The organism is Vulcaniibacterium gelatinicum, assembly GCF_008033445.1.
Classification (GTDB): domain Bacteria; phylum Pseudomonadota; class Gammaproteobacteria; order Xanthomonadales; family Xanthomonadaceae; genus Vulcaniibacterium_B; species Vulcaniibacterium_B gelatinicum.
The window spans coordinates 69,539-80,866 of sequence record NZ_VNKO01000007.1 but is presented as its reverse complement, the minus strand read 5'-3'; the positions used below and the strand labels follow the sequence as shown (position 1 = coordinate 80,866).

Genomic DNA, 11,328 nt, shown 5'->3' with positions numbered 1-11,328 from the left:
CAAACCTTTTGATGGCTTATCCGTGTCCATCCGTGTCAATCCGTGGCCAATGCCCGGATTCGTTCTATCCGCGTTGATCCGCGTGAATCCGCGTCAAAAGATCTTCCCACCTCACGACGAAACGACGATGACCACGATCGCCAAGATCCACGCCCGCGAGATTCTCGATAGTCGCGGAAACCCGACCCTCGAAGCCGAAGTCACGCTGAGCGACGGCAGCTTCGGCCGCGCCGCCGTGCCCTCCGGCGCCTCCACCGGCACCAAGGAAGCGGTGGAGCTGCGCGACGGCGACAAGACCCGCTACCTGGGCAAGGGCGTGCGCAAGGCGGTCGAGAACGTCAACACCACGATCGCGCAGGCGCTGCACGGCGCCGATGCCGCCGACCAGGCCGCGCTCGACAAGCGCCTGATCGACCTCGACGGCACCGAGAACAAGGGCCGGCTGGGCGCCAACGCGCTGCTCGGCGTGTCGCTGGCCAGCGCGCACGCCATGGCCGCCTCGCGCCGGATGCCGCTGTGGCAGCACCTGGCGAACGGCGCCGAGGTGGTGCTGCCGGTGCCGATGATGAACATCGTCAACGGCGGCGCGCACGCCGACAACAACGTGGACCTGCAGGAGTTCATGGTCCTGCCGGTCGGCTTCCCCTCGTTCTCCGAGGCGTTGCGTTGCGGCACCGAGATCTTCCACGCGCTCAAGTCGGTGCTGAAGGGCCGCGGCCTGTCCACCGCGGTCGGCGACGAGGGCGGCTTCGCCCCCGACCTGCGCTCCAACGAGGAGGCGCTGGAGACCATCCTCGAGGCGATCGGCAAGGCCGGCTACACCGCCGGCGAGGACGTGCTGCTCGGCCTCGACGTCGCCTCCAGCGAGTTCTTCGAGAACGGCAAGTACCACCTCACCGGCGAAGGCAAGCGCCTGACCTCGGAACAGTTCGTGGACTTCCTGGCCGGCTGGTGCGCGCAGTACCCGATCGTGACCATCGAGGACGGCATGGCCGAGCACGACTGGGCCGGCTGGAAGCTGCTCACCGAGCGCCTGGGCGGCACGGTGCAGCTGGTCGGCGACGACCTGTTCGTGACCAACCCGCGCATCTTCCGCGACGGCATCGAGCAGGGCGTGGCCAACGCGATCCTGATCAAGGTCAACCAGATCGGCACCCTGACCGAGACCCTGGAGGCGATCGCGATGGCAGACCGCGCCCGCTACGCCGCGATCGTCTCGCACCGCTCCGGCGAGACCGAGGACACCACCATCGCCGACATCGCCGTGGCCACCACCGCCACCCAGATCAAGACCGGCTCGCTGTGCCGCAGCGACCGCGTGGCCAAGTACAACCAGCTGCTGCGCATCGAGGAGCAGCTCGGCGCGGCCGCCCGCTACGCCGGGCGCGAGGCCTTCGTCTCGCTGCGGCGCTGATCCGTCGCCCGCATGCGCGCGCTCCGGGTGCTGGTGCTGCTGCTGGTCGCGCTGCTGGCGTGGCTGCAGTACCGGTTCTGGTTCGGCCCCGGCGGGCAGCGCGATGTGGCCGCGCTGCGCCAGCAGGTGGAGCGGCAGAAGCGCGACAACGCCGGACGGCAGCAGCGCAACGACGCGCTCGCGGCCGAGGTCGAGGACCTCAAGTCCGGCGAGGCGGCGGTGGAGGAGCGTGCGCGCAGCGAGCTGGGCATGATCAAGCCGGGCGAGACCTTCTACCGCGTGGTCGAACCCGCGCCGCCGGCCCCGCCCGCGGACGTGCCGGCGGAGGACGAATGAGCGGCGTCTGGGCCATCGTCCCCGCCGCCGGCCGCGGCACCCGCTTCGGCGGCGGCCTGCCGAAGCAGTACCTGCCCGTCGCCGGCCGGCCGCTGCTCGCGCACACCCTGCGCGCGCTGCTCGCGCACCCGGCGGTGCAGGGCGCGGTGGTGGTGCTGGCGGCGAAGGACCCGCACTGGCCGGGCTGGACCGCGTTCGACGGCAAGCCGCTGCGCACCTGCCTCGGCGGCGCCGAGCGCGCCGACTCGGTGCTCGCCGGCCTGGCGGCGCTGCCCGACGAGGTCCGCGCCGACGACTTCGTGCTGGTGCACGACGCGGCGCGGCCGAACCTGCATCCCGACGATCTCGACCGCCTGCTGCAGCGCGGCCGCACCGACCCGGTCGGCGCGATCCTGGCCGCGCCGGTGCGCGACACGCTCAAGCGCGCCGGCGACGACGGCGGCATCGACGCCACCGAGCCGCGCGAGCGCCTGTGGCGTGCGCTGACCCCGCAGTTGTTCCGCCGCCTGCAGCTGACCCAGGCGTTGCAGGCCGCGCGCGCGGCGGGCGCGGCGGTCACCGACGAGGCGATGGCGATGGAGCGGCTCGGCCACCGCCCGCTGCTGGTCGAAGGCCGCGAGGACAACCTCAAGATCACCACCCCCGCGGACCTGGCCTATTTCGAGTTCCTCCTCGCCGGGCGCGGGGAGAAGCTTCAACCACGGATCCGCACGGATGAACACTGATCAGGCTGGTGTGCAACCGTCTCGCCACTCCCCCGGCCATGCAGCCGAGGCCTGGGGGGAGTCGCCTTGTTCCTGCTCCATCCGCCTTCATCCGTGCTGATCCGTGGCTAAATAACCGAATCATGGACATCCGCATCGGCCACGGCTTCGACGTGCACGCCTTCGGCGAGGGCGACCATGTGATGCTCGGCGGCGTGCGCGTGCCGCACGAGCGCGGGGTGCTGGCGCACTCGGACGGCGACGTGGTGATCCACGCGCTGTGCGACGCGATCCTGGGCGCGCTCGCGCTGGGCGACATCGGCCGCCATTTTCCGCCTTCGGACCCGCGCTGGAAGGGCGCCGACAGCCGCGTGTTCCTGCGCCACTGCCGCGCGCTGGCCGCCGAGCGCGGCTGGGCGCCGGGCAACGCCGACGTCACCGTGATCTGCGAGCGGCCGAAGGTCGGCCCGCACGTGCCGGCGATGCAGGCGCTGCTGGCGCAGGAGCTCGGCGTCGCGCCGGACGCGGTGAGCGTGAAGGCCACCACCACCGAGAAGCTCGGCTTCACCGGCCGCGGCGAGGGCATCGCCGCGCACGCGGTGTGCCTGCTCGTGCGGGCGTGACCCGGTGACGACGGACGCGCCGCTGCCGCGCGCGCACGGCGGGGCCGTGCTGGCCGCGGACATCCGCACCGTGCCCGAGGATTTCCTCGTCGAGGAACTCCCGGGCTTCGAACCCTCCGGCGCGGGCGAACACCTGCTACTGACGGTCGAGAAGCGCGGCATGAACACCGCCTTCGCCGCGCAGCGGATCGCGCGCTGGGCCGGCATTCCCGAACACGGCGTCGGCTACGCGGGCCTGAAGGACCGGCATGCGGTCACCCGCCAGCGTTTCAGCGTGCACCTGCCGGGCAGGGCGGAGCCCGACCTCGCCGCGCTCGAGGCGGAAGGGCTGCGGGTGCTGGCGGCCGCGCGGCACGCACGCAAGCTGCCGCGCGGGGCGCTGGCCGGCAACCGCTTCGTGCTGGTGCTGCGCAACGTGCAGGGCGAACGTGCGGCGATCGAGGCGCGCCTGCGCGCGATCGCCGCACGTGGCGTGCCGAACTACTTCGGCGAACAGCGCTTCGGACGCGAAGGCGGCAACGTCGGCAAGGCGCTGGCGATGTTCGCCGGCCGCCGCGTGCGCCGCGAGGAGCGCGCGCTGCTGCTCTCGGCGGCGCGCTCGGCGCTGTTCAACCGGGTGCTGGCCGCACGCGTGGCCGATGGCTCGTGGGACCGGGGGCTGGACGGCGAGGTGTGGATGCTGGAAGGCAGCCACAGCGTGTTCGGGCCGGAGCCGTGGAGCGAAGCCCTGGCCGCGCGCCTGACGGCCTGGGACATCCATCCCACCGGGCCGCTGTGGGGGGCGGGGGAGTTGCGCACCGGTGGTGCCGCCCGGGCGGTGGAGGAGGCGACGCTCGCCGATGCCGACATGCTGGCCCTGCGTGCGGGGCTGGAAGCGGCGGGCTTGCGCCAGGAGCGCCGGGCACTGCGGGTGCGGCCGGCGGAGCTGCGGGCCGAATGGCCGCAAGACGGCATGCTGCGGCTGGCGTTCGCCCTGCCGGCGGGGTGCTATGCCACCGCCGTGCTGGCCGAGCTGGGCCCGATCCGCGACGTTCGCGCGGGTTGAGCGACCGTCCGTCGGAAAGCAAGCTGCGGGACTTTCCGTCCGTCGGCGGCGGCGTATAAGCGGGAATTGCACACCCCGGTGTGCGCCGTGGTGTGCGGCCCTCTCCAGGAGAAGCCGTCATGATCCCCACGCCCCTCATCATCCGCTTGCTCTCGGCGGCATTGGCGACCGCCGCCAGCGCCGGATGCGCCACCACCCGGGAAACCGCGCAGCGGCCGGTCGCCGAGTCCGGCAGCCGGATCGCGACCGATTCGGCCTACATCGAACAGGTCGAACGGATCGCCCGCATCCGTGGCGTGCAGGTGGTATGGATCAATCCGCCCGTGCGCCGGGTCGAATCCGGATCCGATGAGTGATCAGCCGCGCCTGCGCGGCGCCAGCAGCACCAGCACCGCGCCCGTCCCGCCCTGTGCGGGCGGCGCGGAGGCGTAGGCCAGCACGTCCGCGCGCTGGCGCAGCAGGCGGTCCACCAGGTTCTTGAGCACCGGCGCGCGCGCGTCGCCGTGCCGTCCCTTGCCGTGCACGATCCGCACGCAGCCGTGGCCGGCCTCGCGCGCCTGGCGCAGGAACTCGCGCAGCCAGGCCTCCGCCTGCGCCGCGTCGGCATGGTGCAGGTCGAGTTCGTCCTGGACCGCGAACTGGCCGCGGCGCAATTGCCGCAGGGTGCGCGGCGGCACCGATGCGCGGTGCCAGGACAGCGCGTCGCCGGCCTCGAGGGGCCCGCTTTCCAGCGTCCGCCGGAGCGCCTCGAGCGCGTCGGCCTCGTCCTGCGCGCCCATCCGTGCCGCAGGGCGCGGTTTCGGTGCGGCCGGGGGCTCGGGAGACGGGCGCAAGCGGCGCACCGGCCCCACCGCCTCGCGGAACAGCGCGGCATCGTCGTCCGCGTGCGGCTCCGTCGGTGGCTGCCTGCGCTGGCCCATCGCCACAGCGTAACGCGTGGCGGGCGTGTGTTCCCGAACGCGGCCGTGGCGAGGCATCGGCTATCATCCGCCTGCACAACGAGAATCGCCGCGCCGCTCGCGCGCGGCCCCTGGCAGGCCCCCCATGCGCGTACTGGTCAGCAACGACGACGGCGTCGACGCCCCCGGCATCAAGATCCTCGCCGCAGGCCTGCGCGCGGCCGGGCACGATGTACTGACCGTGGCCCCGGACCGCGACCGCAGCGGCGCCAGCAACTCGCTCACGCTGGATGCGCCGATCCGGGTGGTGCGCGTGGACGAGCACACCTGGAAGGTGTACGGCACGCCCACGGACGCGGTGCACGTGGCGATCACCGGCATGCTCGACGAGGAGCCGCACATCGTCGTCTCCGGGATCAATACCTGCGCCAACCTCGGCGACGACGTGATCTATTCCGGCACGGTGGCGGCGGCGATGGAGGGCCGGTTCCTCGGCCTGCCGGCGATCGCGGTCTCGCTGGCCACCCGCGAGGGCAGCGGCCGGCACTACAGCACCGCCGCGCGCGCCGCGGTCGAGATCGTGGCCCGGCTGATGACCGATCCGCTGCCGGCCGACACCATCCTCAACGTCAACGTGCCCGACCTGCCGTGGGAGGCGGTCGCGGGCTTCGAGGTCACCCGCCTGGGCAAGCGCCACCGCGCCGAGCCGTGCACCCCGCAGCAGGATCCGCGCGGCCGCACCTGGTGGTGGATCGGCGCCGCCGGCGCCGAGCACGATGCCGGCCCCGGCACCGATTTCCACGCGGTGCGCACCCGCAACATCTCGATCACCCCGATCCACGTGGACCTGACCCGCTACCAGGCGCTGGACCAGGTGGCGAGCTGGGTGGACGGCCTGGCGGCCTCGCTGCGGCGCACGGAGCCGGCGGCATGATCGCGCGCATCCGTCTGCAGCCGGAGGCGGTGGGCCTGGGCATGACCGGCCAGCGCGTGCGTGACCGCCTGATCGAGCGCCTGCGCGAGAACGGCATCCGCGACGAGCGCGTGCTGGCCGCGATCCGTGCGGTGCCGCGGCACCTGTTCGTGGACGAGGCCTTCGCCACCCGCGCCTACGAGGACACCGCGCTGCCGATCGGCCACGGCCAGACCATCTCCCAGCCGTGGGTGGTGGCGCGGATGACCGAGGCGGTGCTCGCCGCCCTGCCGGCGCACGGCGCGCAGGCGCCAGCGCCGAAGGTGCTCGAGATCGGCACCGGCTCGGGCTACCAGGCCGCGATCCTGGCCGCACTCGGCCTGCGCGTGTTCACCGTCGAGCGCATCGGCGAGCTGCTGCGGGTGGCGCGCAAGCGCTTCCGCACCCTCGGCCTGGACATCCGCAGCCGGCACGACGACGGCAACGTCGGCTGGCCGCAGGAGGCGCCCTTCGAAGGCATCGTGGTCACCGCCGCGGCCTCGGCGCTGGTGCCGGCGCTGGTCGAGCAGCTCGCCCCCGGCGGCGTGCTGGTCGCGCCGGTCGGCGGCGCGGGCGCGCAGTCGCTGCTGTGCGTGCGCAAGGACGCCGAGGGACGGATCGAGCAGTCCAACCTCGCCTCGGTGGTGTTCGTGCCCTTGCTGCCGGGGATGGTGGATTGAAGGTCTTCGGTCCGCTCTACGAGCGCGCACTCGCCTGGGCCCGGCATCCGCGCGCACCGAGCCTGCTCGGCGCGCTCAGCTTCGCCGAGGCGATCGTGTTCCCGGTGATGCCGGAGGTGATGCTGGCGCCGATGTGCCTGTCGCAGCCGCAGCGCGGCCTGCGTTTCGCCAGCATCAGCCTGGTGGGCTCGCTGCTCGGCGCGGTGGTGGGCTACGCGCTCGGCCATTTCGCCTACGAGCTGGTCAAGCCGCTGCTGGCGGCGCTGGGCTGGATCGAGCGGATTGACGCCCAGGTGGCGTGGCTGCGCGAAGTGGCGCAGCAGTCGCCCTGGCAGGCGTTCTGGGTGCTGGTGATCGCCGGCTTCACCCCAATCCCGCTGAAGATCTTCACCTGGGCCTCCGGCGTGGTCGGGGTGCCGATGCTGCCGTTCCTGGCCAGCATGCTGGTCGGGCGCGGCAAGCGCGTGTACCTGCTGGCGGCCGCGATCCGGCTCGGCGGCGCGCGCGCCGAGCGCCTGCTGCACCGCTGGATCGAGCCGCTCGGCTGGGGCGCGACCGCGGTGCTGGTGCTCGGCATCGGCTGGTTGGCATGGCGGGCGCACGCGGCATGATGCGCGGCATGCGAACCGTCCTCCTGGCCGCCCTCGCCCTGTTCCTGTCCGCCTGCGCCAGCAGCCGCGTCATTCCCGAGCGTGGCGCCGCGCGGCCGCCGCCGCGGGTCTCGGCGCCGAAGTACGGCGCGGTGCACGTGGTGCAGCGCGGCGAGACGCTGTACCGGATCGCGGTCAACCACGGCATCAGCCCGCTCGACCTGGCGATGTGGAACCGGATCCCGCCGCCGTACGTGATCTACCCCGGCCAGCGGCTGCGCCTGTATCCGGGCGCGCCGGGTCGCGCCGTCACGCCGCCGCCGGCCACTCCGTCCGCGCCTGCCCGCCCGCCCGCCGCCACGCCGCGCCCAACGCCGCCGCCGGTCAGCGCCATCGTCTGGCAATGGCCGGCGGACGGGCCGTTGCTCAACCGCTTCGTGCCCGGCGACGTCACCCGCCAGGGCATCGACATCGCCGGCAAGTCCGGCGATCCGGTGCGCGCCGCGGCCGACGGCGTGGTGGTCTATTCCGGCGCCGGACTGGTCGGCTACGGCGAGCTGATCATCGTCAAGCACAACGACGAATGGCTCTCGGCCTACGGCCACAACCGCGCACGCCTGGTGAACGAGGGCCAGGTGGTGAAGGCCGGCCAGCAGATCGCCGAGCTCGGCCGCACCGGCGCCGCGCGCGAGATGCTGCACTTCGAGATCCGCCACAACGGCAAGCCGGTGGACCCGCTGCGCTACCTGCCGTCGCGCTGAGGCCGCCTCAGGACGCGGCGGCGAAGATGAAGCCGACCACCACGCGCCGGCCCTCGCCGGCGAGCACGCTGTAGGTGCGCGCCGCGGCGGCGTTGCCCATCACCTCCACGCCGACGCCGCGGGTCAGGCAGGCGGCGAGCGCGGCGGCCGGGGGGAAGACCTGCGCCGCGCCGGTGCCGAGCACGATCACCTCCGGCTGCAGCGCCAGCAGCGGCTCGAGCAGGGCGGCGGTGAGGACGCGGGCATCGTGCACGGCCCAGTCCTCCACCAGCGTCTCCGGGGCGAGGAAGAAGCTGCGGGTCAGCACCCGGTCGTTGACCAGCGCCTGCGCGCCGTCGGCGCCGCGCAGGAACCAGGTGTAATCGGGGCGTTCGAGGTTGAGTTGCATGGGCGCGCGGCCCGTTCAGCTCCGCGGCAGCACGATCTGCCGCTTCTCGCGACTGGGCCGGTAGAGCACGGCAGTATGGCCGATCCGCTGCACCAGGGCGGCGCCGGTGCGGCGGGCCAGGTCCTCGATCATGGCCTCGCGCGCCTCGCGGTCCTCGGCCGCCACCTTCACCTTGATCAGCTCGTGCTGCTCCAGGGCGTTGCCGACCTCGGCCACCAGCGCGTCGGTGACGCCCTTGCCGCCCACCTGGAGCATCGCCTTCAGTCCATGGGCCTGGCCGCGCAGGAAACGGGTCTGGGCGGCGGTGAGGGCGATCGGCATGGGGGCGGGGCAGGGGATGGGGGCGCGCAGGGTATCATGCCCGTCTCCCCCGGCCCGTCCGTCATGGCCCCGCGCAGCAAGTCCAGCCACCGCTGGCTCAAGGAGCACTTCTCCGACCCGTACGTGAAGAAGGCGCAGGCCGAAGGCATGCGCTCGCGGGCGGCGTACAAGCTCGAGGAGCTGGTCGAGCGCGACCGCCTGCTGCACCCGGGCATGGTGGTGGTGGACCTGGGCGCCGCCCCGGGCGGCTGGTCGCAGTGGGTGCGGCAGGCGCTGGGCGACAGCGGCCGGGTGATCGCCCTGGACATCCTGGAGATGCCGCCGCTGGCCGGGGTCGAGTTCCTTCATGGGGATTTCAGGGACGGTGCGGTCCTATCCCGTCTGGAGGCCGTGCTCGGGGGGCAGCCGGTGGACCTTGTCCTGTCGGACATGGCCCCCAATAAAAGCGGCGTGGATGCGGTGGACCAGCCGCGGGCGATGCATCTGGCCGAGCTGGCGATGGACTTCGCCGACCGCCACCTCCGCCCCGGCGGGACGTTCCTGATCAAGCTGTTCCAGGGCGTCGGGTTCGACGAATATCTGCGGGAGCTGCGACGGCGCTATGCCAGAGTGGCGATCCGCAAGCCGGCGGCGTCGCGCAAGCGCTCGCCGGAGGTGTACGCCCTGGCCCAGGGCAAGCTTGCGCAGGTGAAGTAGCCCGAGGACCCATGAACGATCTTGCCAAGAATCTGCTGCTCTGGGTGGTGGTCGCCGTCGTGCTGATGGTGGTGTTCCAGAGTTTCAGCCCGAAGATGCCCGCCGGCAGCGAGGAGGTCGTGTACTCCCAGTTCATCGAGGACGTGCGCGACGACCGCATCCGCAAGGTCGAGATCGCCGCCGACGAGCGCACCGTGGTGTTCGAGCGCAAGGACGGCAGCACCGGCACCACCATCGCTCCGCGCCGCGACGAGCGCATGGTGGACGACCTGATCAACCACGGCGTGGAGATCAAGCAGGCGCCGCCGGAGTCGGGCGTGTCGTTCTGGGCGCTGGTGATCAACTTCCTGCCGGTGCTGCTGATCATCGGCTTCTGGCTGTTCATGATGCGGCAGATGCAGCAGGGCGGCAGCCGCGGGGCGATGAGCTTCGGCCGTTCGCGCGCCAAGCTGCTCACCGAGGACCAGACCAAGGTCACCTTCGCCGACGTCGCCGGCTGCGACGAGGCCAAGGACGAGGTCGCCGAGCTGGTCGAGTTCCTGCGCGACCCGGCCAAGTTCCAGAAGCTCGGCGGGCGCATCCCGCGCGGCGTGCTGATGGTCGGCCCGCCGGGCACCGGCAAGACCCTGCTCGCCAAGGCCATCGCCGGCGAAGCCAAGGTGCCGTTCTTCTCGATCTCCGGCTCCGACTTCGTCGAGATGTTCGTCGGCGTCGGCGCCAGCCGCGTGCGCGACATGTTCGAGCAGGCCAAGAAGCACGCGCCGTGCATCATCTTCATCGACGAGATCGACGCGGTCGGCCGCCATCGCGGCGCCGGCCTGGGCGGCGGCCACGACGAGCGCGAGCAGACCCTCAACCAGCTGCTGGTGGAGATGGACGGCTTCGAGGGCGGCGAGGGCGTGATCGTGATCGCCGCGACCAACCGGCCCGACGTGCTCGACCCGGCACTGCTGCGCCCGGGCCGCTTCGACCGCCAGGTGGTGGTGGGCCTGCCCGACGTGAAGGGCCGCGAGCAGATCCTCAAGGTGCACATGCGCAAGGTGCCGCTGGCCGACGACGTGGACGCGATGACCATCGCGCGCGGCACGCCGGGCTTTTCCGGCGCGGACCTGGCCAACCTGGTCAACGAGGCGGCGCTGTTCGCCGCGCGCGAGAATGCGAAGGAGGTCCGCATGGACCACTTCGACCGCGCCCGCGACAAGATCCTGATGGGCACCGAGCGCCGCTCGATGGTGATGAGCGAGCAGGAGAAGACGCTCACCGCCTACCACGAGGCCGGCCACGCCATCGTCGGCCGCCTGGTGCCGGAGCACGACCCGGTCTACAAGGTGACGATCATCCCGCGCGGCCGCGCGCTGGGCGTGACCCAGTTCCTGCCCGAGGGCGACAAGTACAGCTACAACCGCACCGCGATCGAGTCGCAGCTGTGCTCGCTGTACGGCGGCCGTGTGGCCGAGGAGCTGGTGTTCGGCGCCGACAAGGTCACCACCGGCGCGGCCAACGACATCGAGCGCGCGACCAAGATGGCGCGCAACATGGTCACCAAGTGGGGCCTGTCCGACGAGATGGGGCCGATCGCCTACGGCGAGGAGGAGGACGAGGTGTTCCTGGGCCGCAGCGTGACCCAGCACAAGAACGTCTCCGACGACACCGCGCGCCAGATCGACGAGGTGGTGCGGCGGATCCTCGACCAGGCCTATTCGCGGGCCAAGCGGATCCTCACCGAGAACATGGACAAGCTGCACGCGATGGCGCGCGCGCTGCTGCAGTACGAGACCATCGACGCCCCGCAGATCGACGCGATCATGGAGGGCCGCGAGCCGCCGCCGCCGGCCGGCTGGGGCCGCAACGGCAACGGCAAGGACAAGGGCGAGGCCACCCGGCTGCCCCCGATCGGCGGCCCGGCCGCGCAGACCTGA

Annotated in this window: 15 protein-coding genes; 12 read left to right on the top strand and 3 right to left on the bottom strand. The window is 72.3% G+C overall.

Annotated elements, in window-relative coordinates; all coding sequences use genetic code 11:
* Window positions 1-127: 127 nt before the first annotated feature.
* The 6 genes from eno to FPV26_RS06070 all read left to right on the top strand — a co-directional run bounded on the left by eno (window position 128) and on the right by FPV26_RS06070 (window position 4,478).
* Window positions 128-1,414: a phosphopyruvate hydratase gene (eno, locus tag FPV26_RS06095; protein WP_147652827.1), complete on the top strand. Its 1,287-nt coding sequence runs from the start codon at window positions 128-130 to the stop codon at window positions 1,412-1,414.
* Window positions 1,415-1,426: 12 nt separating this feature from the next.
* On the top strand, window positions 1,427-1,750 hold the full coding sequence (ftsB, locus tag FPV26_RS06090; RefSeq protein ID WP_147652826.1) for a cell division protein FtsB: 324 nt from the start codon (window positions 1,427-1,429) through the stop codon (window positions 1,748-1,750).
* Complete coding sequence (gene ispD, locus FPV26_RS06085) at window positions 1,747-2,475, top strand: 2-C-methyl-D-erythritol 4-phosphate cytidylyltransferase (RefSeq protein ID WP_147652825.1); 729 nt, start codon at window positions 1,747-1,749, stop codon at window positions 2,473-2,475. Before ftsB ends, ispD begins: the two co-directional genes overlap by 4 nt.
* Window positions 2,476-2,597: 122 nt before the next feature.
* Window positions 2,598-3,077 carry a 2-C-methyl-D-erythritol 2,4-cyclodiphosphate synthase gene (gene ispF / locus FPV26_RS06080; protein WP_147652824.1) on the top strand — a complete coding sequence of 160 codons (480 nt, stop codon included), beginning with the start codon at window positions 2,598-2,600 and terminating at the stop codon, window positions 3,075-3,077.
* Window positions 3,078-3,081: 4 nt separating this feature from the next.
* Window positions 3,082-4,122, top strand: a complete 1,041-nt coding sequence (truD, locus tag FPV26_RS06075; RefSeq protein WP_147652823.1) for a tRNA pseudouridine(13) synthase TruD — start codon at window positions 3,082-3,084, stop codon at window positions 4,120-4,122.
* Between the two features lie 119 nt (window positions 4,123-4,241).
* Complete coding sequence (locus FPV26_RS06070; RefSeq protein WP_147652822.1) at window positions 4,242-4,478, top strand: hypothetical protein; 237 nt, start codon at window positions 4,242-4,244, stop codon at window positions 4,476-4,478.
* Here the strand turns inward: FPV26_RS06070 and FPV26_RS06065 are convergent, their stop codons facing one another.
* Complete coding sequence (locus tag FPV26_RS06065; protein ID WP_147652821.1) at window positions 4,479-5,042, bottom strand: Smr/MutS family protein; 564 nt, start codon at window positions 5,040-5,042, stop codon at window positions 4,479-4,481. It abuts the gene before it with no gap.
* Between the two features lie 124 nt (window positions 5,043-5,166).
* On the opposite strand from FPV26_RS06065, the gene surE reads away from it, so the two are divergent.
* From surE to FPV26_RS06045, 4 genes are read left to right on the top strand one after another with little or no spacing between them, the layout of a single operon-like run.
* Window positions 5,167-5,955, top strand: coding sequence for a 5'/3'-nucleotidase SurE (gene surE, locus FPV26_RS06060; protein WP_147652820.1), 789 nt, complete (start codon window positions 5,167-5,169; stop codon window positions 5,953-5,955).
* On the top strand, window positions 5,952-6,653 hold the full coding sequence (locus FPV26_RS06055; RefSeq protein ID WP_147652819.1) for a protein-L-isoaspartate(D-aspartate) O-methyltransferase: 702 nt from the start codon (window positions 5,952-5,954) through the stop codon (window positions 6,651-6,653). The genes surE and FPV26_RS06055 overlap by 4 nt, the downstream gene beginning before the upstream one ends.
* Entirely contained in the window at window positions 6,650-7,264 is a 615-nt protein-coding gene (locus FPV26_RS06050) for a YqaA family protein (protein WP_147652818.1), read from the top strand. The genes FPV26_RS06055 and FPV26_RS06050 overlap by 4 nt, the downstream gene beginning before the upstream one ends.
* 8 nt (window positions 7,265-7,272) lie before the next feature.
* Window positions 7,273-8,004 carry a peptidoglycan DD-metalloendopeptidase family protein gene (locus FPV26_RS06045; protein ID WP_246109222.1) on the top strand — a complete coding sequence of 244 codons (732 nt, stop codon included), beginning with the start codon at window positions 7,273-7,275 and terminating at the stop codon, window positions 8,002-8,004.
* 7 nt (window positions 8,005-8,011) lie between these two features.
* Here the strand turns inward: FPV26_RS06045 and FPV26_RS06040 are convergent, their stop codons facing one another.
* Entirely contained in the window at window positions 8,012-8,392 is a 381-nt protein-coding gene (locus FPV26_RS06040) for an MTH938/NDUFAF3 family protein (protein ID WP_147652816.1), read from the bottom strand.
* Between the two features lie 15 nt (window positions 8,393-8,407).
* Window positions 8,408-8,713 carry a ribosome assembly RNA-binding protein YhbY gene (gene yhbY, locus FPV26_RS06035; RefSeq protein WP_147652815.1) on the bottom strand — a complete coding sequence of 102 codons (306 nt, stop codon included), beginning with the start codon at window positions 8,711-8,713 and terminating at the stop codon, window positions 8,408-8,410.
* 63 nt (window positions 8,714-8,776) lie between these two features.
* On the opposite strand from yhbY, the gene rlmE reads away from it, so the two are divergent.
* On the top strand, window positions 8,777-9,409 hold the full coding sequence (gene rlmE / locus FPV26_RS06030) for a 23S rRNA (uridine(2552)-2'-O)-methyltransferase RlmE (RefSeq protein ID WP_147652871.1): 633 nt from the start codon (window positions 8,777-8,779) through the stop codon (window positions 9,407-9,409).
* An 11-nt stretch (window positions 9,410-9,420) separates the two neighbouring features.
* On the top strand, window positions 9,421-11,328 hold the full coding sequence (gene ftsH / locus FPV26_RS06025) for an ATP-dependent zinc metalloprotease FtsH (protein WP_147652814.1): 1,908 nt from the start codon (window positions 9,421-9,423) through the stop codon (window positions 11,326-11,328).